At 64.5% G+C, this 26224-nt stretch carries 19 protein-coding genes; 6 read left to right on the plus strand and 13 right to left on the minus strand.

Features of this window, described 5'->3' with window-relative positions:
• Window positions 1–9 precede the first annotated feature (9 nt).
• The 3 genes from QUH67_RS02290 to QUH67_RS02300 all read left to right on the plus strand — a co-directional run bounded on the left by QUH67_RS02290 (window position 10) and on the right by QUH67_RS02300 (window position 3391).
• Window positions 10–873 (plus strand): ABC transporter permease, encoded by an 864-nt coding sequence (locus QUH67_RS02290; RefSeq protein ID WP_300945036.1) that lies wholly within the window; start codon window positions 10–12, stop codon window positions 871–873.
• Window positions 870–2606, plus strand: coding sequence for an L-arabinonate dehydratase (gene araD, locus QUH67_RS02295; RefSeq protein WP_300945037.1), 1737 nt, complete (start codon window positions 870–872; stop codon window positions 2604–2606). Before QUH67_RS02290 ends, araD begins: the two co-directional genes overlap by 4 nt.
• 65 nt (window positions 2607–2671) lie before the next feature.
• A complete protein-coding gene (locus QUH67_RS02300) occupies window positions 2672–3391 on the plus strand; it encodes a ribonuclease activity regulator RraA (protein ID WP_300945038.1) in 720 nt (239 codons plus the stop codon).
• Window positions 3392–3403: 12 nt separating this feature from the next.
• Here the strand turns inward: QUH67_RS02300 and QUH67_RS02305 are convergent, their stop codons facing one another.
• Window positions 3404–6592 carry an efflux RND transporter permease subunit gene (locus QUH67_RS02305; protein WP_300945039.1) on the minus strand — a complete coding sequence of 1063 codons (3189 nt, stop codon included), beginning with the start codon at window positions 6590–6592 and terminating at the stop codon, window positions 3404–3406.
• A 136-nt stretch (window positions 6593–6728) separates the two neighbouring features.
• On the minus strand, window positions 6729–7931 hold the full coding sequence (locus QUH67_RS02310; protein ID WP_300945040.1) for an efflux RND transporter periplasmic adaptor subunit: 1203 nt from the start codon (window positions 7929–7931) through the stop codon (window positions 6729–6731).
• A gap of 187 nt (window positions 7932–8118) precedes the next feature.
• Here QUH67_RS02310 and QUH67_RS02315 point away from each other — a divergent pair, with 187 nt between their 5' ends.
• Entirely contained in the window at window positions 8119–8724 is a 606-nt protein-coding gene (locus QUH67_RS02315) for a TetR/AcrR family transcriptional regulator (RefSeq protein WP_300945041.1), read from the plus strand.
• A gap of 3 nt (window positions 8725–8727) precedes the next feature.
• Here QUH67_RS02315 and QUH67_RS02320 read toward each other — a convergent pair whose 3' ends face one another.
• The 8 genes from QUH67_RS02320 to QUH67_RS02355 all read right to left on the minus strand — a co-directional run bounded on the left by QUH67_RS02320 (window position 8728) and on the right by QUH67_RS02355 (window position 20114).
• Entirely contained in the window at window positions 8728–10845 is a 2118-nt protein-coding gene (locus QUH67_RS02320; RefSeq protein WP_300945042.1) for a S9 family peptidase, read from the minus strand.
• Between the two features lie 144 nt (window positions 10846–10989).
• Window positions 10990–12711: an ABC transporter permease gene (locus QUH67_RS02325; RefSeq protein WP_300945043.1), complete on the minus strand. Its 1722-nt coding sequence runs from the start codon at window positions 12709–12711 to the stop codon at window positions 10990–10992.
• Between the two features lie 184 nt (window positions 12712–12895).
• Window positions 12896–13963, minus strand: a complete 1068-nt coding sequence (locus tag QUH67_RS02330) for an ABC transporter substrate-binding protein (protein ID WP_300945044.1) — start codon at window positions 13961–13963, stop codon at window positions 12896–12898.
• A gap of 25 nt (window positions 13964–13988) precedes the next feature.
• On the minus strand, window positions 13989–15050 hold the full coding sequence (locus tag QUH67_RS02335; protein WP_300945045.1) for an ABC transporter ATP-binding protein: 1062 nt from the start codon (window positions 15048–15050) through the stop codon (window positions 13989–13991).
• Between the two features lie 251 nt (window positions 15051–15301).
• Window positions 15302–16486 carry a pyridoxal-phosphate-dependent aminotransferase family protein gene (locus QUH67_RS02340; RefSeq protein WP_300945046.1) on the minus strand — a complete coding sequence of 395 codons (1185 nt, stop codon included), beginning with the start codon at window positions 16484–16486 and terminating at the stop codon, window positions 15302–15304.
• 165 nt (window positions 16487–16651) lie between these two features.
• On the minus strand, window positions 16652–17425 hold the full coding sequence (locus QUH67_RS02345; RefSeq protein WP_300945047.1) for an LssY C-terminal domain-containing protein: 774 nt from the start codon (window positions 17423–17425) through the stop codon (window positions 16652–16654).
• An 87-nt stretch (window positions 17426–17512) separates the two neighbouring features.
• Window positions 17513–18241, minus strand: coding sequence for a thermonuclease family protein (locus tag QUH67_RS02350; protein ID WP_300948311.1), 729 nt, complete (start codon window positions 18239–18241; stop codon window positions 17513–17515).
• Window positions 18242–18380: 139 nt separating this feature from the next.
• Window positions 18381–20114 (minus strand): hypothetical protein, encoded by a 1734-nt coding sequence (locus QUH67_RS02355; protein ID WP_300945048.1) that lies wholly within the window; start codon window positions 20112–20114, stop codon window positions 18381–18383.
• 375 nt (window positions 20115–20489) lie between these two features.
• On the opposite strand from QUH67_RS02355, the gene QUH67_RS02360 reads away from it, so the two are divergent.
• Window positions 20490–21329, plus strand: coding sequence for a caspase family protein (locus QUH67_RS02360; RefSeq protein ID WP_300945049.1), 840 nt, complete (start codon window positions 20490–20492; stop codon window positions 21327–21329).
• 124 nt (window positions 21330–21453) lie between these two features.
• On the opposite strand, the gene QUH67_RS02365 is transcribed toward QUH67_RS02360, so the two are convergent.
• From QUH67_RS02365 to QUH67_RS02375, 3 genes are all read right to left on the minus strand, one after another.
• Complete coding sequence (locus QUH67_RS02365; protein WP_407080395.1) at window positions 21454–22359, minus strand: efflux RND transporter periplasmic adaptor subunit; 906 nt, start codon at window positions 22357–22359, stop codon at window positions 21454–21456.
• Window positions 22353–23303, minus strand: a complete 951-nt coding sequence (locus QUH67_RS02370) for an alpha/beta fold hydrolase (RefSeq protein ID WP_300945050.1) — start codon at window positions 23301–23303, stop codon at window positions 22353–22355. Before QUH67_RS02370 ends, QUH67_RS02365 begins: the two co-directional genes overlap by 7 nt.
• A 102-nt stretch (window positions 23304–23405) precedes the next feature.
• Window positions 23406–24257: a class I SAM-dependent methyltransferase gene (locus QUH67_RS02375; RefSeq protein WP_300945051.1), complete on the minus strand. Its 852-nt coding sequence runs from the start codon at window positions 24255–24257 to the stop codon at window positions 23406–23408.
• A gap of 276 nt (window positions 24258–24533) precedes the next feature.
• Here QUH67_RS02375 and QUH67_RS02380 point away from each other — a divergent pair, with 276 nt between their 5' ends.
• Complete coding sequence (locus QUH67_RS02380) at window positions 24534–26111, plus strand: winged helix-turn-helix domain-containing tetratricopeptide repeat protein (RefSeq protein WP_300948313.1); 1578 nt, start codon at window positions 24534–24536, stop codon at window positions 26109–26111.
• Window positions 26112–26224 lie beyond the last annotated feature (113 nt).

Here is a 26224-nt window from a genome sequence, read left to right on the forward strand (position 1 = left end):
GAGCGCACCATGGGTGAAGCCAGAATCCTGTTGCGCGATGCCGCAGACCTCAACGCGACCGTGCCGGCCGAGGTCGAGCGCAAGCTCACCGTGCCCGAGTTGCTGTGGAATGACGGCTTCGTCCGGAAATCCGTGATCATCATTCTTCTCGCGGCGGCTTGGGAGATCTACGGTACCTTCCTCGACAACCCGCTGCTGTTTCCGACCTTTCACGACACCATCCTGACCATGTTCGACAAGGTGCGCGACGGCACCATTCCGTTGCGCGCCTGGGCGTCGCTGAAGGTGCTGTTCATGGGTTATGCCGCCGGCATCATCCTGGCGGCCATCTTCACCATTCTTGCCATCTCGACCCGGATCGGCACGGATTTTCTCGAAACCATCACCGCGATGTTCAATCCGCTGCCGGCGATTGCGCTGTTGCCGCTGGCGCTGATCTGGTTCGGTCTCGGCAACGGCAGTCTGGTTTTCGTCCTGATCCATTCGGTGTTGTGGCCGGTCGCGCTCAACACCCATTCCGGCTTCAAGAGCGTGTCCAACACGCTGCGCATGGTCGGCCGCAATTACGGACTGCGCGGCTTGCCCTATGTCGCGCGCATTCTCATTCCCGCTGCGTTCGGCTCGATCCTGACCGGCCTGAAGATCGGCTGGGCATTTGCCTGGCGCACGCTGATCGCCGCCGAGCTGGTATTCGGCGTGTCGTCGGGGCAGGGCGGCCTCGGCTGGTTCATCTTCGAGAACCGCAATTTGCTGGATATACCCGCGGTGTTTGCCGGCCTGTTGACGGTGATCGTGATCGGCTTGATTGTGGAGAACCTGATCTTCCGCACCATCGAGCGCAACACCGTCCAGAAATGGGGCACGCAATCATGAGCAAGAACAAGAACCCCGACGACCTCCGCAGCGCGCGCTGGTTCGCGCCGGACGATCTCCGCGCCTTCGGCCATCGCTCGCGCGCGATGCAGATGGGCTACGCGCCGGAAGAGTGGAAAGGCCGGCCGGTGATTGCGATCCTCAACACCTGGTCGGATGCGCAGCCCTGCCACATGCACTTCAAGAGCCGGGTCGACGACGTCAAGCGCGGCATCCTGATGGCGGGCGGGTTCCCGATGGAGCTGCCGGCGCTGTCGCTGTCGGAATCGTTCCTGAAGCCGACGACCATGCTCTACCGCAACATGCTGGCGATGGACGCGGAGGAATTGCTGCGCGGCCATCCGGTCGACGGCGTGGTGCTGATGGGCGGCTGCGACAAGACCACGCCGGGTCTGTTGCTGGGCGCCACCAGCATGAACCTGCCGACGATCTACCTGCCGGCCGGGCCGATGCTGCGCGGCAACTGGAAGGGCAAGACGCTGGGCTCGGGCTCGGACGCCTGGAAGTTCTGGGACGAGCGGCGCGCCGGAAAGATCTCCGACAAGGACTGGGTCGATGTCGAGGCCGGCATCGCCCGCAGCTATGGCACCTGCATGACCATGGGCACGGCATCGACCATGACGGCGATTGCGGAATCGATCGGCATGACGCTGCCGGGCGCGTCCTCGATCCCCGCCGCCGACGCCGGCCACATCCGCATGGCGTCGGAATGTGGGCGGCGGATCGTCGAGATGGTGTGGGAGGATCTGACGCCGCAGAAGATCCAGACCCGCAAGGCGTTCGAGAACGCGATCACGGTCGCGATGGCGATGGGTTGCTCGACCAACGCGATCATCCATCTGATCGCGCAGGCCCGCCGCGCCGGGCAGGATATTGGGCTCGATGATTTCGAAATCGCCAGCCGCAAGGTCCCGGTCATCGCCAATGTGCGACCGAGCGGCGACAAATACCTGATGGAAGACTTCTTCTATGCCGGCGGCCTGCCGGGCCTGATGAGCCGCATCCGCGAGCATCTGCATCTCGACGTCATGACGGTGACGGGTGAGAGCCTCGGCGACAACATCGCGCGCGCCGAAGTCTACAATGACGACGTCATTCGCACGGTGAAAAATCCGATCTATGCCGAGGGCGCGCTCGCCGTGCTCAAGGGCAATCTGGCGCCCGACGGGTGCGTGATCAAGCCGAGCGCCTGCGAGCCGCGCTTCCTCAAGCACACCGGCCCGGCGCTGGTATTCGACGATTACCCGTCGATGAAGAAGGCGATCGACGATCCCGATCTCGATGTCACCGCCGATCACGTGCTGATCCTGCGCAATGCCGGACCGCAGGGTGGGCCGGGCATGCCGGAATGGGGCATGCTGCCGATCCCCACCAAACTTGTGAAGCAGGGCGTGCGCGACATGGTGCGGCTGTCGGATGCGCGCATGAGCGGCACCAGCTATGGCGCCTGCATCCTGCACGTCTCGCCGGAGTCATACATCGGGGGGCCGCTGGCGCTGGTGAAAAACGGCGACAAGATCACGCTCGATGTCGACGCCCGCACCATCAACCTCGATGTGCCGGAGGCCGAGCTCACAAAGCGCCGGGCTGCATGGAAGGCGCCCGAACCGCGCTACGAACGCGGCTATGGCTGGATGTTCACCAAACACATCAAGCAGGCCAATGAAGGCTGCGATTTCGATTTTCTGGAGACCGGTTTTGGCAAGCCGGTCGACGAGCCGTCAATTTACTAGCCGTTGTTCCGGGGCATCGCGAAGCGCCGAGTGGCGCGCCCCGGAATGACAAGAGAGAGTGTCCCATGACCAAACTGAGCGAAGCTACCCGCAACAAACTGAAATCCGTCTCCACCGCCACCGTCGCCACCGCGCTGTTCAAGCGCGGCTTTCGCATCCAGATGATCCAGAATGTCCATCCGCTCGGGCTCAATCAGCCGGTGCTGGTCGGCGAAGCCTTCACGCTGCGGTACATGCCGGCGCGCGAGGATCTCAACACAATCGACGTGTTCCGTGATCGCAGTCACCCGCAGCGCAAGGCGATCGAGGATTGCCCGCCCGGCGCGGTGCTGGTCATGGACAGCCGCAAGGACGCGCGCGCCGCGTCCGCCGGCGCGATTCTGGTGACGCGGCTGATGCAGCGCGGCTGCGCCGGCGTGATCACCGACGGCGGTTTTCGCGATTCCGCGGAAATCGCGGCGCTCGGCTTTCCGGCCTATCACCACCGCCCGAGCGCGCCGACCAATTTGACGCTGCACCAGGCGATCGAGATCAACGTGCCGATCGGCTGCGGCGACGCCCCGGTGTTTCCCGGCGATGTCATCCTCGGCGACAGCGACGGCGTGATCGTGATCCCCGCGCATCTTGCCGATGAAATCGCCGATGAAGCGGTCGAGATGACCGCGTTCGAAGATTTCGTCACCGAACAGGTCCGCGGCGGCCGTTCGATCCTCGGCCTCTACCCGGCAACCGACGAGCAGACGCCAAAGGAGTTTGCCGCCTGGCGCAAGGCCAACGGCAGGTGATCTCTCGGCGCCTCACTCGGCCGGACTGCGCGCGATATTTGCTGCCGATGCCTCGCCATGCTGCGTCAGCGGCCGGTTGCCGGCCAATGCGCGCAGCAGCACGTAGAACATCGGCGTGAAGAAGATGCCGAACGCCGTGACGCCGATCATGCCTGCAAACACCGCAACGCCCATGGCATGACGCATCTCGGAGCCGGCGCCGCTGGAGATCACCAGCGGCACCACGCCCATGACGAAGGCCAGCGACGTCATCAGGATCGGCCGCAGCCGCAAGCGGCTCGCCTCGATCGCGGCCTGCACCGGCGTGCGTCCGGCGAATTCCAGCTCGCGCGCAAACTCCACGATCAGGATGGCATTCTTGGCCGACAGCCCCACCAGAACGATCAATCCGATCTGGGTGAACACGTTGTTGTCGCCCTTGGTCAGCCAGACGCCGAGCATCGCCGCCAGCAATCCCATCGGCACGATCATGATGATCGACAGCGGCAGCGTCAGGCTCTCATATTGCGCGGCGAGCACCAGGAATACCAGCAGCAGCGCCACCGGAAACACCACCAGCGACGAATTGCCGGCAATGATTTCCTGATACGTCAGGTCGGTCCATTCGAACGCGATGCCCTTCGGAAAGGTCTCTGCCGCGATCTTCTCGACCACCGCCTGGGCCTGCCCGGTCGAATAGCCGGGCGCCGCACCGCCATTGAGATCGGCGGTGAGAAAGCCGTTGTAGCGCATGGCGCGCTCCGGCCCGGCACTTTCCTTGATCTTCAGAAGTGCCGACAGCGGCACCATCTCGCCGGTGTCGGAGCGCACCTTCAACAGCCCGACGTCGTCGGCACGGGCACGGAATTTCGCGTCCGCCTGTACCCGCACCGAAAAGGTGCGGCCGAACTTGTTGAAGTCGTTGACGTAGAGCGAGCCGAGATAGATCTGCATGGTGTCGAACACGCTGGTCACGGGAACGCTGAGCTGCCGCGCCCGGGTGCGGTCGATATCGGCATAAAGCTGCGGCACGTTGACCTGAAAGCTGGAGAACAGCCCGGCCAGCTGTGGCGCGGCGCTGGCCTTGGCGATGAAGGCCTTGGTGGCGTCGTTGAGCGCTTCATAGCCAAGCCCGGCGCGATCCTCGATCTGCAGCTTGAAGCCGCCGATGGTGCCGAGCCCCGCCACCGGCGGCGGTGGGAACATGGCAATGAAGGCTTCCTGGATCGCGGAAAACTTGCCGTTCAGCTGAAGCGCGATCGCGCCCGCGCTGAGATTGGCCGCCTTGCGCTCCTCGAAAGGTTTTAACGTGACGAACACGATCCCCGAATTCGAACTGTTGGTGAAACCGTTGATCGACAGGCCGGGAAACGCCACGGCACTTTCGACGCCCGGCAGCTTCAAGGCGATATCGCCCATGCGGCGGATCACCTCCTCGGTGCGGTCGAGCGTCGCCCCGTCCGGCAGTTGCGCGAAGCCGACCAGATATTGCTTGTCCTGGCCGGGGACGAAGCCACCGGGCACTGCCTTGAACAGCCCAAACGTGACGCCGATCAGCGCGACATAGCCGACCATCACGATAGCCCGGCGCGAGATCACCCGTTTGACACCGTGGCCGTAGGCTTCGGAGCTGCGGTGAAAGAAGCGGTTGAAACGCTGGAAGAACCAGCCGAGCACGCGATCCATGCCGCGGGTCAGCGCGTCCTTGGGTGCGTCGTGGGATTTCAGCAGCACGGCCGCCAGCGCCGGGGACAGCGTCAGCGAGTTGAACGCGGAAATCACCGTCGAGATCGCCACCGTCAGCGCGAACTGCTTGTAGAACTGGCCGGTCAATCCGGTAATGAACGCCAGCGGCACGAACACCGCGATCAGCACCAGCGCGATCGCGATGATCGGGCCGGTGACTTCCTGCATCGCCTGATAGGCGGCCTCCTTTGGCGTCAGCCCCTGCTCGATGTTGCGCTCGACGTTCTCGACCACGACGATGGCGTCATCGACGACGATGCCGATCGCCAGTACCAGCCCGAACAGGGTCAGCGCGTTGATCGAGAAGCCGAACACATGCATGACGGCAAAGGTGCCGATGATGGAAACCGGCACCGCGATCAGCGGGATGATCGAGGCCCGCCAGGTCTGCAGAAACAGGATGACCACCAGCACGACCAGCGCCACGGCTTCCAGCAGCGTGTGCACCACCGCCTCGATCGAGGCGCGAACGAATTGCGTGGGGTCATAGACGATGCTGTAATCCATGCCGTCGGGCATGTTCGACTTCAGCTCGGCCATCAGCTTGCGGACGGAGTCGGAAATCTTGATCGCATTGGAGCCCGGCGACTGGAAGATCGGCACCGCGACCGCTGATTTGTTGTCGAGAAGCGAGCGCAGCGAATAGTCCGCGGCGCCGAGCTCGATCCGGGCGATGTCGCGCAGGCGTGTGACCTCGCCATTGGCGCCGGTCTTGACGATGATTTCGCCGAATTCCTGCTCGGTCTGCAGCCGCCCCTGGGCGTTGATGGAGAGCTGCAAATCGAGCCCGGCCTCGCTGGGCGACGCCCCGACGACGCCTGCCGCCGCCTGGACGTTCTGGGCCCGGATCTCGCGCACCACGTCGGAGGCCGACAGCCCGCGCTCGGCAACCTTCTGCGGATCGAGCCACACCCGCATCGAATAGTCGCCGGAGCCGAACAGCTGCACCTGGCCGACGCCTTCGATGCGCGCCAACCGATCCTTGACGTTGAGCACGGCGTAGTTGCGCAGATAGGTCATGTCGTAACGGCCGTTCGGCGACAGCAGATGTACCACCATGGTGAGGTCGGGCGCGCTCTTGATCGTGGTGATGCCGAGGGTGCGGACCTCGCTGGGCAGGCGCGGCTCGGCCTGCGCCACCCGGTTTTGCACCAGTTGCTGGGCCTTGTCCGGATCGGTGCCGAGCCGGAACGTCACGTTGAGCGTCATCAATCCATCGGTGGTGGCCTGGCTGCTCATATAGAGCATGCCTTCAACCCCGTTGATCTGCTCCTCGATCGGCGTCGATACCGTCTCGGCGATTACCTTGGGGTTGGCGCCCGGGTATTGCGCGCGCACCACCACCGTCGGCGGCGCCACTTCCGGATATTCCGAGATCGGCAGCGCCGGCAGCGACAGCAGTCCCGCCACGAAGATCAAGGTCGACAGCACGCCCGCGAAGATCGGCCGATCGATGAAAAATCTGGAAAAATTCATGACACTGTCTCGCTGATGTCAGGACTGCAAAGCGCAAGGGTCCCGGCGCGGCCGACCATGATCGACCGCACTGATTCACTGTTGTTGTTTTTTGATAGTTGTCCGGTGCTCTCGTAAGAGTACCGGGATCAGACGGCTAGCGTTGCGCTACTTCGGAAGAAGCAAAACCCATCGCCACCACTTCGGGCGCGACCAGCGCGCCGGGGCGCACCCGCTGCAGTCCCTTGACCACGATGCGTTCGCCGGCATGTAGCCCGCCGGTCACCACGCGCATGCCCTCGATCGATACGCCGAGCGCGACCTCGCGATATTCCGCCTTGCTGTCCTTGTCGACGACCATCACGAATTTCTTGTTCTGGTCGGTACCGACGGCGCGCTCGCTGATCAGCAACACCGGCTCGGCTTTGGGCTGTCCCATCAGCAGCCGCGCGAACTGGCCCGGCATCAGCCGGCCATCGGCGTTGTCGAACACGGCACGCACCCGCACGGTGCCGCTGCGCGCATCGACCTGGTTGTCGATCAGCTGCATCTTCCCCTTGTAGGGTGTGCCGTCGGTGGCGCCGGTCCCCATCTGCACCGGGATGCGTCCGATCTCGGACGGCGCCGATTCATCCGCCAGCGTCCGCAGCGCCCGCGTCACCACCTGCTCGTCGGCGTTGAAGCTGGCATACATCGGATTGACGGAAACCAGCGTGGTCAGAACCGGCGTGCCGGGTCCGGCGGCGATCAGATTGCCGACCGTGATCTCGAGCTTGCCGACCCGCCCGGAGACCGGCGCCCGTATCTCGGTATAGCCGAGATTGAGTTTTGCGGTTTGCAGCGTCGCTTCGGCCGCCTGCAGATTGGCTTCGGCCTCGCGGTAGGCGTTGACCCGACCGTCAAAATCACGTTGCGAGATCGTGCGCGAATCCGTCAATTGCTGGCCGCGGTCGAAATCGCTCTTGGTGAGAATCAGGCGCGCTTTGGCCGCAGCCACCTGGCCTTCGGCGCGCGCCACATCCGCCGCATACAGCGAAGGATCGATCAGGATCAACAGGTCCCCCTGTTTGACCAGCGCCCCTTCCGTAAAGTGGATTTCCTGAATCGCGCCGGCGACCCGGGAGCGGATTTCGACGCGTTCGACGGCCTCGAGCCGGCCGGAAAACTCGTCCCACGGCACGGTCTGCCGGGGTGCGACGACGGAGACCGAAACCGGCAGGGCCGCGGGTGCTGCGGCGGCCGTTTCGGCCTGCGCGCTACCGCCGCGACCGCTCAGAAAAGTCGTGCCTGCGGCGATGGCCAAGGCGGCCAGCACCAGCCCTGTCCCGACGAAGCGTTTGTTTTTGATCATATTTTTCATGGAGGTCCCATTTCGGCAGACATTCGGCGCTGCAATTCCGGTTTGAACAGATCGGACCGGCTAAGACACCCGATTGCCGTCTACGGTGCAGCGCACACATTTATAACGTCCGGTATAAATGGCCCATCGACATGTCCTGTCAAGTCACTTATCTAACGATTGGTAGGAAACTGAAGGAAGAGCCATCATGGCCATGGGACGCCCCCGCGAATTTGACGTCGACAAGGCGCTCGACCTGGCGCTGCAGGTATTCTGGCGTAAAGGCTATGAAGGCGCATCGATGGCCGACCTCACGGAAACCATGGGGATCACCAAGCCCAGCCTTTATTCCGCGTTCGGCAACAAGGAAGAACTGTTTCGCAAGGCGCTGGATCGTTATGTCGACGGCCCCGGCGGCTACTTTCAGGTCGCGCTGGCCAAGCCGACCGCGCGCGCCGTGGTCGAACACTTGCTGTTTGAAAGCGCCGCTGCCGTCACCGATCCGAACCATCCGCCGGGATGTCTCGCGGTCCAGGGCGCGCTGAGCTGCGGCGACGCCGCCGAATCCATCAAGCAGGAATTGATGGCGCGACGCGCCAAGGGCGAACAGGATTTGCGCCAGCGCTTCGAACGGGCGATCGCCGAAGGCGACCTGCCTGAGGGATCCGATGCCGCCGACTTGGCGGCCTACCTCTCTGCGATCCTGCAGGGCATGGCGGTGCAGGCGGCCGGCGGCACGACGCGCGCGCAATTGCGCAAGATCGCCGAGATGGCGCTGCGCACGTGGCCGCCGCCGAGCCTGGCGTCGGTCTGACGTTCAGACTTCCGCCTTATCCGCCAGCCCCACCGCCCACAGCGCGAACGCATACACGATCGCGACCTCATCCAGCCGGTTGAATCGCCCGGAGGCGCCGCCGTGGCCGGCACCCATGTTGGTGCGCAGCAGCACCGGGCCGCCGCCGGACATCGTGGCGCGCAGCCGCGCGATCCATTTCGCCGGCTCCCAATAGGTAACGCGTGGATCGGTCAGCCCGCCCATCGCGAGGATCGCCGGGTAGTCCTTGGCCGCGAGATTGTCGTAGGGCGAGTAGGACAAAATGGTGCGAAAATCCGTTTCGCTCTCGATCGGGTTGCCCCATTCCGGCCATTCCGGCGGCGTCAGCGGCAAGGTGTCGTCGAGCATCGTGTTCAGCACATCGACGAACGGCACCTCGGCAACGATGCCGGCGAACAATTCGCTCGCGCGGTTGGCGACCGCGCCCATCAGCATGCCGCCGGCGCTGCCGCCATGGCCGACGATGCGCTTTGCGCTGGTGTATTTTGCGTCACACAGCGCGCGGCCGGCCGCCGCGAAATCGTCGAACGTGTTGGTCTTTTTCTCCCGCTTGCCGTCGAGATACCAGCCCCAGCCCTTGTCGGCGCCGCCGCGGATATGCGCGATGGCGTAGACAAAGCCGCGGTCGACCAGCGACAGGCGGTTGGCGGCAAACGAGGCCGGCATCGCCATGCCGTACGAGCCGTAGCCGTACAGCAGCAGCGGCGCGCGCCCGTCGCGCACGAGGTCTTTGCGATGCAGGATCGAGACCGGCACCAGCGCGCCGTCATGCGAGGGCGCCATGATGCGCGTGGTGACGTAGTCGGCCGGGTTGTGGCCGGATGGAATCTCCTGGCGCTTGCGCAAGACGCGCGCACGCGTCGCCATGTCATAGTCATAGACCTCGGCCGGCGTCGTCATCGACGAATAGGAAAACCGCAAATTGGTGGTCTCGAACTCGTAGCCGCCCATGGTGTCGAGCGAATAGGCGGCCTCGTCGAAGGCGATGGCGTGTTCTTCGCCGGTGGCAAGATCGCGGATGATAATGGCGGGCAGCGCATTGGCGCGCTCCAGCCGGACCATGTGGCCTGCATAGAGTTCGACATCCAGCACATAGACGCCCTCGCGATAGGGAACGAGGTCGCGCCAGTTGGCGCGCTCGGGCGCGGCGAGCGGCGCGGTGACGACCTTGAAGTCGATGGCTCCGTCGGCATTGGTGAGGATGAACAGCTCGTCACCGCGGTCGGCGAGGGAATACTGCACGCCCTCTTCGCGCGCGGCGACGAGGCGCGGCGGCGCATCGGGATGTTCGAGGTCGATCAGCCGCTGCTCCGAGGTTTCATGGTCGCCGCCGGCGATCACACAGAAGCGGCCGGACGAGCTCTCATGCAGATGGGTGAACCAGCCGGAATCCTGCTCTTCATAGACCAGCGTGTCTTCGGCCTGCTTCGTTCCCAGGCGATGCCGCCACACCTGCATCGGGCGGTGGTTGTCGTCGAGCTTGACGTAGAAGAAGCTGTTGCAGTCCGCGGCCCAGACGATCCCGCCATCGGTCTCCTCGACGAGGTCGTCCCGATCCGTCCCGGTATTCCAGTCGCGCACGCGGATCGAAAAATATTCCGAGCCCTTGGTGTCGGCGGTCCACGCCTGCAGTTTATGATCGGGCGAGTGCCGCGCGCTGCCGAACTTGAAGTATTCATGGTCCTTGGCCAGCGCGTCGCCGTCGAGCACGATCTGGACCTCGCCGCCATCGCGCGGCGTGCGCCCGAACAATTCATGTTGTCCGCCCTCGCGAAACTTCCGCAAATAGGCGAACGGGCCGTCCGGCGCGGGCACGCTGGAATCGTCTTCCTTGATCCGGCCGCGCATTTCCGCCACCAGCTTCTTCTGCAAGGGCGTGGTATGGCCGAGCAGGCTCTCGGTGTAGTCGTTCTCGGCCTCCAGATATTTACGGATATCCGGCTCCAGGATCGAGGGGTCGCGCAGCACTTCCTGCCATCTGGCGTCTTTCAGCCATGCGTAATCGTCGGTAACGGTAATGCCGTGCGTGGTGAAGGAATGCGGACGGCGCGGCGCGATGGGGGGGGCCGGCGTGGAGTTGTTGGCTAAGGGCTCGGTCACTCGATCCTCGTTGGTCTTGGGATTCCGCCCTATATACGGTCTCTCATCCGTCATTGCGAGCGCAGCGAAGCAATCAACGCCTCCACACCGCCGCGCGTGGTTGGATGGATTGCTTCGCTGCGCTCGCAATGACGATGGGGCCGCCTAACTATTCCTTAACCGCGCCGCGGCGCCGCCGCCGAATACCGGGATCCGGTTCACCGCCAGCACCACCGCAAACGTGATCATCAGCATGGCGATGCCGAGCACCGAGATCGCGGCGAGGTCGCCGCTTTCGTTGAGGTCGTAGATCAGCACCGACAGCACCTTGGTCTGCGAGGTGAACAGCACGATTGCCGCGGATAGTTCGCGCATCACGCCGATGAAGATGAAGCACCAGGTCGCGATCACGCCGGTGCGCAGCAGCGGCGCGGTGATCTGCCACAGTGATTGCAGCCGCGTTGCGCCGAGGATGCGGCTGGCGTCTTCCAGTTCGGGATGGATGGTCGCGAACGCCGCCTGCAATTGTTGATAGGCCGACGGCAGGTTGATGGTAAGGAACGCCAGCAGCAGGATCCACAGCGTGCCGTAGAGTACGAAGGGCGGCCGGGTGTAGCTCAGGAATAGCCCGACGCCGAGCACGATGCCGGGCACCGCGACGGGGGCGGTGGCGAGAAAGCCGAGAATGCGGTGGCTCGCGATCACGCGGCGGGTGGTGACATAGGCGACGACGAGCGCGAGGAGGGTGCCGATGGTCGCCGTTGAGGCGCCGAGGATTACCGTGTTCTTTAGCGCGAGCTGCGTCGACGACAATTCGGTGAACACGAAAACGATGTTGTGCAGCGTCGCGGTCGACGGCGTTACCAGCGTGGTGGCGTTCGGCGAGAACGCCGCGTTGAGCAGCGCGAAATAGGGCAGGAACACCGGGTTGAGCAGCACGATCAGGCAGAACGCCAGCGCCGCCCAGCGCCAGCCCTTCATCTCGACCTGGCGCGGTGCGCCGTATTTGCCGCCGACCACCGAAAAGCCGCGGCGGCCGAGCAAAAATTTCTGGCCCTGCAGCAGCAGGATCGTCAGCACCAGCAGCGGCACGGCGGCGGCCGCGGCCAATTCGAGTTTGGGCGGATACTGGAACAGGCTCCAGATCTTCGTCGTCATGGTATGGAAGCCGGCCGGCAGCGCCAGGATCGCTGGCGATCCGAACAGCGTCATCGCCTGCAGGAACGCGATCAAGGCGCCCGCGACCAATGCGGGCAGCGCCAGGGGAATCGTGACGCGCCGCGCCGTTGTCCAGGCCTTGCCGCCGAGAATCGCGGACGCATCTTCCAGTTCGCCCGGCATATTGTCGAGTGCGTTGGCGACCAGCACGAAGACAAATGGAAACGTGTAGCAGGAGATCACGAAGATCAGCCCGGTCAGCGAATAGATGTCGAACAGCGGGTCTTCGGCGCCGGTGAGATAGCGATAGAGCTGGTTCAGCAGGCCGCTGTTCGGCGCCGCGAGCAATTCCCAGGCCACCGCGCCGAGAAACGGCGGCGTGACAAAGGATGCCGTCACCAGCGCGCGGATGGTCTGCCGCCCCGGCATGTCGGTGCGCGACACCAGCCAGCCGATCGGTGCTGCGACCAGGCAGCAGATCAGAGCCGAGGTCGTTGCGATGATCGCCGTCGTCAGCAGCGGATCGAGGAACGCCGGGTCGGTGAACAGCGTGACGAAATTCTGCAGCGTAGGGCTACGCGCCTTGTCGGTGAATGCGAACACCGCCAGCCACGACATCGGCAGCACGATCAGCACAATCATGAAGGCGGCGAACAGCCAGAGGACGGGGCGCGTGAAGTCGAAGCGGGATTTTTTGGGCTCGGCGGCGGTGATCGTGATAGTGGTCATGTTAGTTCCACAAGTGAGGTGCACTCCCTCGCCCCGCCCTTGCGGGGAGAGGGTCGGGGTGAGGGGCTCTATCCGCGCGTTCGGACTCGCGGAGAGCCCCCCTCACCCGCCACGCATCTTCGATGCGCGTCGGCCTCTCCCCGCAAGCGGGGCGAGGCGAGAGAGGCCGACGCTGCTGTCACCCTCAAACCCGAAACAGCCGCGCATAGCGCGTCTTGATCTCTTCAGCCATTTTCTCGACGCCCTCCGCATCTTCCTTCATCAGCTTGATGTCGGAAATCTTCCGCCGTCCCGGCTTCGACTGCACCTGGGCGTGAACCGAATGCTGCGCGGTGAAATCGGTGAAGAATTGCTGCGTCTCGCGAGTGTGCAGCCATGCCTGGAACAGCCGCGCCGCGTTCGGGTGCGGTGCTGACGCAAAGATCGCCGTCGGCCCCGAGATCGTCGGCGCGCCCTCGGTCGGGTAGATCGGCTCGACCGGCTGGCCGGCCTCCTTGAGCAGCACGACGCCGTATTCATTGCCGTCGGCCATCACGGCGCGTTCGCCCAGCGACAGCTTTTTCGGCGGATCGGTCGAGGACTGCACCTGCATGACCCGCTGCTTCGACAGTTTTTCCATGTACTCCCAGCCCAGTTCACGGACCAGCTGGAACGTCGCCGTCATGATGGTGCCGCTATAGGCCGGGTGCCCCTTGACCATTTTGCCGGACCACTTCGGATCGAGCAGATCGGAAAAGCTCTTCGGCGCGTCCTCGGGCTTCACCAGATTGGTGTTGTAGGCGATCGACGACAGATAAATCCGCGACGTCGCGGACATGCCATCGGGGTCGCGATATGCGGGGAGGAAATGCCGGGCCATGTCCTCCGACACGAACGGCGCCAGCCATTTGTTCCGCTTCCAGGTGATGATGTGCGATGCATCCGAGGTGTTGATCACGTCGGCGGCGCGGATGCCTGAACCGAATTCCTGGTCGATCCGCTGAAACAGCCGCTCCGATCCGGAGCGCTCGATCTGCACGCCGACGCCGGGATAGGCGGCCTCAAAGGCCTTGCCGAGCTTTTCGCCGACGGGCAGGTCCATCGACGAATACAGGATCAGCTTGCCTTCCTTCTTCGCCGCTTCCACCAGCGACGGCGTGATCGCGACCGGCTCCGGCGCCTGGGCGCGGACGGGGGAGGCGAACACGGCGCCCGCGGCAAGCGTGGCTGCGCCTTGCAGGACGTCGCGTCTGGAAAGCTTTCGTCCCTTCATCGCGTCCTCCCGTTTCTGGTTTTGTCTAGCGGGTCAGCGCCCTGCAGTGTTCGGGCGGCAAGGTCAGCCAGACCTCGCTGCCCTTTTGCACATTGGTTTCGGTGGGCGTGGTCGCGCGCAAACTGCTGCCGCCGGCCACCTCCACCATGTAGTCGCGCGCGGCGCCGAGATAGACTTGGCGGGTGACGACGCCTTTGATGGCATTTTCGGGCGAGGCTGGCGGCTGTGTCGACAGCCCGATATCGTGCTGGCGGACCGCGACCGCGGCGCTCTGGCCCGAACTCAGCGGCGCGCCGACCACTTTCAACGTCGCACCGGCGAAGGTGACATGATTGGCATCGCGCGCCGTACCCTTGATGACATTGCTGGCGCCGATGAAGCGCGCCACGAATTCGGACTCAGGCCGCGCATAGATATCCTCGGGCGTTCCGAGTTGGTCGATCCGGCCGCCGTTCATCACCGCGATCATGTCCGCCGTGGTCATGGCCTCGGACTGGTCGTGGGTGACGTAGACGGTGGTGTAGCGATATTCGTCATGCAGCCGGCGGATTTCGAACCGCATCTCCTCGCGCAGATTGGCGTCGAGGTTGGACAGCGGCTCGTCGAGCAGCAGCGTCTCCGGCTCGACGATCAGCGCGCGCGCCAGCGCCACGCGCTGCTGCTGCCCGCCGGAGAGTTCGCCGGGATAACGCTGCGCCAGCGCCTCGAGTTTGGTCGTGGCCAGGATCGCCGCCAGTTTCTTGGCAATCGTATCGCGGTCCATTTTGCGCAGGCGCAGGCCATAGACGATGTTTTCCGTCACTGTCATGTGCGGCCACAGCGCGTAGCTCTGAAAAATCATCGACATGCTGCGCTGCTCGGGCGGCAGCGTGCGCGCCTTCGACGACACCAGCCGCTCGCCGACATGGATCTCGCCGTCGGACGGTTCCAGGAAACCGGCGATCAGCCGCAGCGTCGTGGTCTTGCCGCAGCCGGACGGGCCGAGCAGGCAGACCAGTTGTCCATGATCGATTTTCAACGAGACATTATCGACCACCGCAAGCGAGCCAAATCGCTTGGTCAGGCCGCGCAACTCAACGGACGCCAATCGCCTCACTCCCACGCTTTCGTTCCTGCACGGATCAGCGCCCGGCTTGGTATGCCAGTATACGGACAAAATCGGCTTGGGAAAGGGAGTCGGTTTGGAAAGCGAAATGTTGTTCGCGCGTGATTTCACACGATAAGAGGCGGTCCTGCAGGACGGGTTGAGCTCTTCGCGAAACCCATCAATTCATTGCGCGGAGAGGTGATGGGTTTCGCGAAGGGCTCAACCCATCCTACAATCCGAGCTGTGGCCGCCTACGCCCCGACACTCTCGCCGAGATATTCGATCGCGGCTTCGGTTCCGCCCTTGCCGTGCGGAATCTTCAGCGCGTTGAGGGCGACCTCGATGACGCCGAGCGTGCCCAGGATCATCGGCGCATTGACATGGCCCATATGGGCGATGCGGAACGCCTGGCCGGACAAGTCGCCGATCCCGGTGCCGAGCACCACGCCGCATTTCTCCTTGCAGTAGCGCTGCAGCGCGGCCGGATCGAAGCCGTTCATCGTTACCGTCGTCACGGTGTCGGAGCGCTCATTGGCTTCCGCGATGTTGAAGCCGAGCACCTGGCCCTCGGACCACGCGGCCACCGCGCGGCGCACCGCTTCGGCGAGCAGGCTATGCCGCAGAAAGGCGTTTTCGAGTCCCTCGGCATGCAGCATGTCGATCGCCTTGCGCAGTGCGAACAGGAGATGTATCGGCGCGGTGCCGGCATATTTGCGATAGTGCTCGGTGCCCTCGCGCTCGGTCCAGTCCCAATAGGGCGTGCGCAGATTGGCCTGCTTGTGCACGTCTAGGGCGCGCGCGTTGGCGGCGACGAAGCCCAGGCCGGGCGGCGTCATCAGGCCCTTCTGCGAGCCGGACATCGCGACGTCCACCCCCCATTTGTCCATCTCGAACGGCATGCAGCCGAGCGAGGCCACCGTGTCGACCATGAACAGCGCCGGATGGCCGGCGGATTTGATCGCCTTGCCGATGGCTTCGATGTCGTTATAGGCGCCCGACGCGGTATCGACCTGAACAGCTACGATAGCCTTGATGCGATGCTCCTTGTCCTCTTTCAGCCGCGCCTCGACTTCCGCCGGCCGGATCGCGCGGCGCCAGTCGCCCTTGAGCACCTCGACCTCGACGCCCATCAAGGACGCAGCGTGGCCCCAGCCGATCGCAAAGCGTCCGCTTTCCAGCACCAGCAGCTTGTCGCCGCGGGACAGCACGTTGGAGAGCGTCGCCTCCCACGCGCCATGGCCGTTGGCGATGTAGATGTAAGTCTTGCCCTTCGTCGCGAACAGCTTGGAGAGATCGGCGAGCAGGCTCTCGGTCAGTTCCACCATCTGGCTGGAATAGATGTCGAGCGCCGGGCGATGCATCGCCTGCAGCACTTCGTCGGGCATGGTGGTTGGTCCCGGGATGGCCAGAAATTCCCGGCCCGCGCGAACGGTCATATTTGGTTTTCCTTGATTGGCAGGCTCGCTCAGCCGAGCGGTAGAGATTCAGCCGTGATGATATTCGATCGGAACCGTCATTGCGAGCGCACCAAAGCAATCCAGAGCCGCAAAAAACGTCAAATTGCACTCATTGCACTTCACAACGGCGGCAAACCCTGCCTGTTATTTCCCCACCGCGTTCGCGATCGCGCGCCAGATCTGATCCTTCAGTTCGGTCGCCGGCGGGCTCGGGATCGTCGCCGCCGGGCCCTCGCGTTTTTTGCAGGCTTTAACCAGCCGTAGCACCCAGATCTCGCCGTCGGTGTAATAAAGGTCGCCGCCGCCATTATGGCCGGCGAGCGTCGGCCCGATGCCGGTGACCTGATATTTCGCCTCGACCATGCCGGCGTTTTCCAGGTCCGCGGCCAGCAGCGCGCGCTCGGCGTCGAGATCGGGGCTGATATGGTGCGTCACGGCGGCAGTGTAGCTGCTGACGCCGACGCCGCGATCCTCGGTCGCCGACCCAAGCCAGACCGGCCGCTTCTCCTCGCCGCTCTCCAGCACTTTCCAGTAGCGGACGTGGTTGCGGCGGTCGGCGCTGGTCCCGATCGGCTTTTCATAGGCAAGGTCTTCGCGGCGGCCGAGATAATAAAGGTTGCTGACCGGCGCGTCGCGGTAGGGGCGGTCCAGCAGCACGCTGCCGACGATCTCGATCGAGGATTTCAGCGTGATGCGGTCGGCCGGATACCAGCCGGCGGCGTGCATCGCGCACACCAATTCGGCTGTGTCGCCGATCAGCCCGACATTCAGGGGATCGCCCGGAATGCCCTGCGCGGTCCGCGTCACCATCGGCAGGTCGGCAAGCCCGCGCTGGTGCTCATAATGCGTCCAGAATTCCGGTAGCACCAGATAAGCGAGCAGGCCATAGCCGCCGAGGATGACGAGCGAAAGCATCATCGCCCGCCGCCACCCGCCGCGCCGTGTCCGTCGCAATTGCTGTTCGACGCGATGTTCCGATGCCACGTCCCGCGCCCCGAAGAGAACCTACCGCCGGGTTTCCCTGCAGCCGGCGGCTTCGGCTTCCTCCACCGAGCAGAACCAGCGCGTGCCCTTTGAAATCTTCATCTCGATCTTCGCATACCAGCGGCTGGTCGGCTGATGGAAGATGCATTCGCCTGATCGGTTGACGTTACCCTTGATGGTGCAGTCGGGCGAGGGCGCGCTCGATCCCGATGCCGACGCCAGCAGGATCGCCCTGGCATGCTCCGGCGGGGTGATGGCGCCGAGAATGGCGGTCTTCTTGTTGCGGACGCGCCAGTCCCACGGCGCGATGAACGCGCCCTGCCACATCCCGGCCTTGGCCTCGCGCGCGGCCTTCTCGTCGCCGTCATAGTCGCGCGAGACCCGCGTCAGCGCCAGAGCCCAGCCGTTCGACACCATCCATTTCTGGATGTCCTCGCCGTCGGCCTCGCAGCGCGCGACGGTGCGGCCGCGGCGGTCGGTGACCGCCCTGCTGTGACAAGTCCAGCTCTTGCCGCCAAAGCGCTTGGTCAGTTCGTCGCGTGCGGCGGCACCGCAGGCCCAGCGTTCGCCCTTGGTGTTGAGGCAGAGCTGATCGACCGCCGGCGCGTCGATGCCGCCGAGGCGGATGCGATGATTGCCGATGTGGAGGTAATCGCCCTCGCGGATTTTCGGCACGCCGGTGATATCGGCCGCCTGTGCCATGGCGGGAAGCGACAGCAGCAAAATCGCGGACAGCAATTTCCGTAACATCATCGGCAGTCCCCGCAGCGGAAGGGTGCGGAGTGTGCGAATAATGGCGCGATCTGGCCAGTCCCCGAACGCCGCATCGCTTTCAACTTCCCGCGATATTTCTTACTCGCCCCTCGATGGGCGGGTAATGGCCAGCGCATCACCCATTTCTCTCCGCCATCCTTCTCCTCGCCAGTGCCAGCGCCATCAGCACAAACGCCGACGTCACCTCGGGCCCGCCGACCAGAATCCGCGTCGGCGTCTTCATCTTGTTCCATTCATAGGCCTTGTATGGGCCATGTCTGCCGCCCTCGCCGAGCTGGGCAATGATGCAGTTGAGCGCCGGCGTGAAGGTTTTCACGTCGGCGCCGAGATGCGTCAGCGCCATCAGCGCCAGTGCGGCGTCGAACGGGTTCATCTCGCGCGCGATCAATTCGCCTTCGACATAGGCCAGCACCTTGCCGCGGATGAACGCGAAGGCGCCGTCCGGATCGATCGCCCGCCGCGCCGCTTCGGGCAACGCCATGAACGCGGCATGGCAGCGGCCGAAATAGGCGGAGTACAATTCAGGCAGATAGTAGATGTGCGAACGCGGATTTCTGAATGCTCCGCTCTCCGCCAGGCGCCGCTGGAAGCCCAGGATGCGATGCACCATCTCCAGCCGCGGCGGCGTTTCCAGAATATTCCAGCGCTTGAGGTTGCGGAATGACACTTCGAGAATATCGAGATTGAGCGTCGGATCGAGGTCGTTGCCGTAGGGCCGCTCACCCTTGATGTTGTCGATCCAGGTGACGACGCCGCCCTCATAATCGATATTGTCGTTCAAGGGCACGGTAACGCGCGGCTCGTTGGCGCCCTCGCGCACCTGGTAGCCGCGGTAGAAATCGAGCAGCGGCTGGTCGAGGATCGGGTCGGTCGAGCCGGCCTGCGTCGCTGCCGAGAATGCGCAGGCGGTGGTGTCGCAGTCCGGCACGTAGATGCCGAAACCGAGGTCCTGCTTGATCTGGGCGAAGAAGCGCGAGAACCGCGGATGCGGCAGCGGCGCCAGGGCCGTGACAACCCGCACCGTCGAGCCGTCATGCGAGGGCACTTCCTCGGCCGAGGTCTTCAGGCAGAAATCCACCATGTCGGCGATGGCGCGCCGCGACGCCGCGGCCTCGTCCGCCGAGGCCAGCCCGCTCTCGACATAGCTCAGCAGCGCCTCGGTGAAGAAGGCGTCGTAATAGGCCGAGCGGTGGCGGATCTGCATCGGCTGCCACATCGGTTCGGCGATTCCGGTCCAGGGCGGGTTGATCAGGGCACGCGCCGGCGAATGCGCGATGAAGATCCGCGCCAGGCTGAACAGCAGCGTCGAGTTCTTGTAACCGCGCGAGTTCAGTCCGGTGAGCGCCATCAGCATCTCGTTCCCGCCCATGTCGGCGTCGCCGATCAGGTTGAAGGCGGCATAGGTCGGGATGAAGCCGTTTTTGGAGAACGAGCCCAGCAGATGCGCAGCGCAGCGGCGGATCGCCCGGTCGATCTCGTCGGCGCCAGGCGCCCGGCCGGGCAACGCCGCCGGCGGCGGGGAGGGATGGCTGACCCCGATATCGCCCATCAGCTCGGCGACCGGCGCGCCGACCGCAGCCCAGTCCGGCTCGGCATCGTCGCGCGCCCGGATCAATGCTTCCTGCAGCGCGCCGAGCCGTTTCTCGTCCCGCAGCGCCGGCAGACCTGTCCGCCGCAGCAGCGGCCGCAGCGCCGGATTGCCGAGCGCGGTCCGGTAGAACTTGCCGAGGTGGGAGTCGCCGCCTTGGTACTTCAGCAGCACGGGATCGCAGACGTCGTACAGCGACGGTCCATCTTTCCGTGCGGTCAGCGCCCGGAATGCGGCGCCGGCAATGGTGTGGAAGCCCATGCAGTTTCTTTCCGCCGGAACGGTGAAGGGAGGGTCGCGTTAAGCATGGCATCCACTCAAGGCGACCACCGCCGGCCGGAACGGGCCTGCAAGCCTTTGAAAAGTATACAAATCCGCACAAAACACAAATGTGATCTAGATCACTTAAATGAAATTAACTTTTGACCAGTATCCGCAGCGCATGGGGGTCCATGCGTCGAATGAGGTTGTTCGGGATGAGCCATCAGGCTAAAAGCTCGGTTGTTGCAGTGCCGCAAAATTAGCGCAATTGGACGTCACTGACCCTGCAACCCCTTCAAACCCGGACGGCGCTCACGCGACAAACTCGCGCGGTCTTGCGTGATGCCTTTTGGACAAACTTGGGATGGTAATGCGATGAACCTCGGTAAGCTCCGCATCTCCCGCCGCACCGTCACCATTGCGGTTGCTTTCGCAGGCCTGGTGTCGCTGGCGATCGGCGCGCATGCCGCGCTCAACAAGCGTTCGCTGGATGCCGCCAAGGCGATCGGCACCGAACAGACCGGCTCGATCGGCGGCACCGCCAGCCGCGTCGCGCTCGTGATCGGTAACGGCCATTACCCGGATGCGTCAGCGCCGCTGTCCCAGCCCATCAACGATGCCCGCGGGCTCACCGCCGCGCTGCGCGCCAAGGGTTTTGACGTCGACGTGGTCGAGGACGCCACCAAGGACGATATGGCCCGCGCCATTGTCCGCATGAAGGCCAAGATCAAGTCGGACACGGTAGCGATGCTGTTCTACGGCGGCTATGGCGTTCAGGTCGGCCGCGAAAGCTTCATGATCCCGGTCGATGCCGCGATCTGGAAGGAAGCCGACGTTCGCCGCGACGGCGTCAGCATCGAGCAGGTGCTGGACGCGATGACCGAGAAGGGCGCCAAGGCCAAGCTCGTCGTCGTCGATGCCTCCCGCCGCAACCCCTATGAGCGCCGCTTCCGCTCCTACTCGCACGGCCTCGCGCCGATCTCCACACCGGACAACGCACTGATCCTGACCTCGGCAACGCCGGGCAAGGTGGCCGATGACGGCAAGGGCCAGTACAGCGTGCTGGTGACCGAACTGCTGAACAATCTGAATTCGCAATCCGGCGCCGCCAGCGCCTTCAACAAGACCCGCATCTCGGTCTCCCGCGCCTCCGACGGCGAACAGGTGCCGCAAGTCTCGTCGTCCCTGATGGAAGACGTCCGCATCGGCGGGTAAGGCGCGTTCAAGCGATGTTCGTCATGGCCGGGCTTGACCCGGCCATCCATCTTCAGAATGATTCATGAGAAGCGTGATGGATTGCCGGATCAAGCCCGGCAATGACGGTCGTGATCCGTCTTTCCTACTTCGTATCCGCGCTCGCCGTCACCGCGCGTACGGGATCGCCTTCGCGCAGCAGGGCGCCGGCGCGGGCGACGACGATGTCGCCTTCCTGCAGGCCGGTGGTGATCTCGACCTGTCCGGCCGACATCAGTCCGGTTTCCACCCGCCGCGTTTCGACGCGCGCGCGACGCACCACCTGCACCACGGTGCCGGCGGAGCCGTAGAGGATCGCGGTGAGCGGCACCGAGACGCCGCAGCTCTGTCCGGTCCTGATCTGCGCGCGGCCGCTTGAATTCACCAGCAGGCGGCGGTTGGTGGTGACGCCGAGGAACACCTGCGCGAGCTGGCTGTTCGGCTCCACCGTGGTCGACAGCCGCCGCACCCTGCCGTCGACCTCGCCGGCGCCGATCACCTTGATCCGCGCCGTCTGGTTGACCTGAAGTTTCTGGATGTCGCGGGTCGGCACCATGCCGACCAGATCGAATTCGCCGCGCGCGATGATTGAGAACAGCGCCTCGCCCTTGCCCGACGCCACCGCGCCGACGGACGCCGTCGAGGCCGAGATCACGCCTGCGACCGGTGCCTGCACCGAAATTTGCCCGCCCTCGGGCAGCGTCAGCCGCGCCATTACTTGGCCGGCGGTGACGTTGTCGCCCGCATCCACCATCACCTCGGAGACCTTCAGTCCCATCCGCTCGGGACGTACCTGGTTCTCCTCGCGCGGGATGATGGTGCCGGAAACCTCGACGATATTGGCAAAGCAGGCTTTTGCGGCCTTGAGCACGGTGACCGCGGCGCCCTTCGGCGTCACCTCGTCCTCGGCGGCGGGCGCGGGACCGGCCATCAGGCAAAACAGGCCGGCGGCGATCAGGGGGGCCAGTGTGGGCGACAGATCGCGTGTACGAACGGTTTTCGGCATCAGCATATCGTTCCCGGTTTCGGTCTCAACCGATACCAGAAGGCCCGCATCCGCGCCAAGCGCCAAGACGTTCCCCCTTCGCCCCGCCGGCGGTTGACGCCGGCACTGTCGGGGGCTGCCAGCGGAGCGGTGGCGAGTTCGTCGGCCCGGGCGATATGTTCGGCGATCAGCGAATTGACAGACGCGGCATGGGTCAGTGGCAGCATGTGGCCGGCGTCCGGCAGGTGGCGGATCTCGGCGCCGCCGATGATCTCGCCGAGCCGCTCCACGATGCGCTGGGTGACGTAGGGCGACGTTCCGCCCGACAGCAGCAGCGTCGGAACGCGCAGCGAGGCGGCGGCTTCCGCGACGTTTTGCTCGGCGAACGCCGCCTGGAAATCGAACGCCAGCTTGTGCGCGCGTTCGATCATGCGCGCCCGCGCGCCCTCCGTCAGCGGATCCTGCGGGGCGGACCCGGCCCAGAACGCCATGAACTGGTCGATCGCCTCGAGCACCGATCCGTTCCAGATGTCCTCGGAAACGTCACGCGCGACCTGCGCGAAGCGTGCGTAGAGCCTGCGATCGGCCTCGCTGTCGGACAACAGCGTCGGCAGTACCGGTTCGATCAGCGTCAGGCTTCGCAGGCGGTGTGCGAACGGAAACCGGGTCGCGATCGCAAACGCAATCGCGCCGCCATAGGAATGGCCGACGAGATGGATCGGCCCCTCCGCGTCGTTGAGCGTGTCGCCGATCGCGCGGATCTCTTCCGCGAGCGTCAACGGCAGGTCGAGCGCGCAGCCATTGGCGCCATAGCCGGAAATATCGGGGGCGAAAAACCGGTGGCTGCGCTTCAGTTCATCGCCGAGCGCCTTCCATTGGCGGCCCGAGCCGAGCGAGCAATGCAGCGCCACGACGCACGCGCTTTCGCGCGCCGCACGCGGCATCTCAAATACATTCGAAAAGTCGGTCATGGCGCCATCCCTGGTTTTGCTCGGACGTGGCGGCGGGCCGGGTGAAGGGCCGCGCCGGGTTTTCTGAAAGCGGATGCTCACTGCTTGGTGATGACGGCCGTCTCACTGCTTGGTGATGACGACCTCGAGATACTCGCTCGGCACGACCATGGTGCCGTCGCCGGAACGGTTCATCCGCACGATCAGGGCATGCAGGTCGTTGTGCAGCTCTTCCTGTTTGGCCGGCTCCAGCGCCGCAAACGCTTTCAGCACCGGGCCGTAATAGGTCTTGAACACGTCGAGGAAATGCGACGGCGAGCGGTAGCGGAACTTGAACAGGCGCGATTCCGTCCGGATCGAGCGCGCGCCGGCGTCGAACATGTCGTGCAGCCGCGCCGGCGTGCCCCACAGTGCCGGCGACCTGGTTCCGGCGGGCGGCGGCAGGTGCTTGCCGAGCGTCTTGAAGAGCTGCCCGATGAAGCCGTCCGGCGTCCAGTTGGCGAGGCCGATTTTGCCCCCGGGCTTGCATACCCGCATCAACTCGGCGGCCGCGCGGTCCTGGTTCGGCGTGAACATGACGCCGAAGGTGGAGAGCACGTTGTCGAAACGGTTGTCATCGAACGGCAGGTTTTCCGCATCGGCTTCGCGGAATTCGATGGACCAGCCTTCCGCCGCGGCGCGCGCTTGTCCCCGTTCCAGCAACGCCGGCACGTAGTCGGTCGAGGTGACGTCGCACCATCGCCGCGCCGCCGCGAGGCTCGCCATGCCGTTGCCGGCCGCAACGTCGAGCACGTTCGAGCCCGCCTTGAGGTCCAGCGCCTCGCAAAGCTCCTCGCCGACGATCTGCAGCGTCGCGCCGACGATGGCGTAATTGCCCGACGACCACGCCGCCTGCTGGCGCGTCTTGAGGGCGGCCAGATCAGGGGCCGGATCGGCCTGGGTCTGGGTGGCTGCGGTCGCGGATTGGGCGGCCATCGATGTCTCCTCCGGTGTCATGCGGCCCCGGAATGGGCCTGCGATGAACCGAACATGGCCCCGTCAGGACCCAAAGACTCTGATGGCAGGCTGATTTTGCCTTGAGACGATCCTTATTTTTCAGTGAGATTTTTCGATTTGTGAGATGGCGCACATCTTGCGCGAAGACATTTGCTCTAACTCCGTTTGCGTGTGGGATGAAAGCGTGCGGGACGAAGCTGCCGGAGACGATCGGCCGGCGCGAAGCGATCGATGATGAGCGAACAGGATGACACCGTGCAATTTCACTTTTCCGACCACGTGCTTGACGTCAGGCTGCGCGAACTGACCCGCGGCGGTGAAAGCATCGCCGTCGAACCGCAGGTGTTCGATCTCTTGGTTCACCTGATCGAGAACCGCGACCATGTCGTCACCAAGGACGATCTGATCGAGACGGTGTGGGACGGCCGCATCGTGTCCGAATCCACGCTGACCAGCCGGATCAACGCCGCGCGCCGCGCGGTCGGCGACAGCGGCAAGCTCCAGGCCGTCATCCGCACCATCGCGCGAAAGGGCTTTCGTTTCGTCGGCGACGTGCAGAAGCTGCGCAACGGCGGCGAAGCACCTGCCGTTGCGGCCCCGGCGCTCGATTTCACCGGTGAACCGCTGCACCGGCCGTTGCCGGCGCTCGACCGCACGGCGATCGCGGTGATGCCCTTCGTCAACCTCTCGGGCGAATCCGAGCAGGAGTATTTTTCCGAAGGGATCAGCGAGGACATCATCACCGCGCTGTCGAAGTTGCGCTGGTTCTACGTGATCGCGCGCAATTCCTCGTTCGTCTACAAGGGAAAATCCGTCCATCACCAGGAGATCGGCGAGGATCTCGGCGTCGGCTACCTCGTCGAAGGCTCTGTGCGCAAGGAGGGTGACCACGTCCGCATTGCGGCCCAGCTCGTCGACGTCGCCACCGGCAGCCATCTGTGGGCGGAGCGCTACGACCGCGATCTCGCCGACGTGTTCGCGGTGCAGGACGAGATCACCCAGGCGGTGGTCGCCGCGATCGAGCCGCAGCTCTACGCCGCCGAGAATTTCAGGGCTCGCCGCAAGGCGCCCGACAACATGGACGCGTGGGGCCTCGTCATGCGGGCGCTGTCGCATTACTGGCGCGTGACGCGGCAGGACAATCTGGTGGCGCAGGCGCTCCTGGAAAAGGCGATCGCCGTCGATCCGAATTATGGCCAAGCGCTCAGCCTGCTCGCCTCCTGCCACACCTTCAGCGCCCATATGGGCTGGGAAGACATGGCAAAAGCCATTCCGCTGGCGGAGCGTGCGGCACTGGCGGCGATCCTGGCCGACAGCGAGGATGCGTGGGCGCATTATGCGCTCGCCAGCGTCTATCTGTTCTACCGGCGCTTTGACGATTGCCTCGCCGAATTCGAACTGGCGCTGCGGCTCAATCCCAGTTTCTCGCCAGCGCGCGGCCTCTATGGCGTCGCGCTGGCCTATCGCGGTCGCTGGGAGGAGGGTGACCGCGCCGCGCGCGAGGCGCTGAAGCTGTCGCCGCGCGATCCCTTTGCCGCGATCTATTCCGGCGTCGCCGCCTACAGCCAGTATGTTGGCGGCAACTACGCCGAGGCGATCCGCCTGTGCCGCGAGGCGCTGCGGCAGCGCACCGATTTCGTCGGCGCCCACCGCGTGCTGACGGCCGCGCTCGGCATGGAAGGCGACGCCGATGCTGCCAAGGCCGCACTCGAAGGCCTCCACCGCACCCAGCCCAACCTTACGCTCGCCTGGCTCGCCAGCGAACTGCCGTTTGAGCACGACGCCGACAAGGCGCATTATCTCGAAGGATTTCGCCGCGCGGGCTTGAAATAGTTCTGGCTCAAATCGTCCTGCGGCGATTCTCAAGAACGTCTGGACGGCAAATCACAGCGGCCTGAAAGTCTTCACCGCCTGTCACGGGCATGTTGATGCTGCCGTCGTCCGGC

It is taken from the genome of Bradyrhizobium roseum, assembly GCF_030413175.1.
In the GTDB taxonomy this organism is placed as follows: domain Bacteria; phylum Pseudomonadota; class Alphaproteobacteria; order Rhizobiales; family Xanthobacteraceae; genus Bradyrhizobium; species Bradyrhizobium roseum.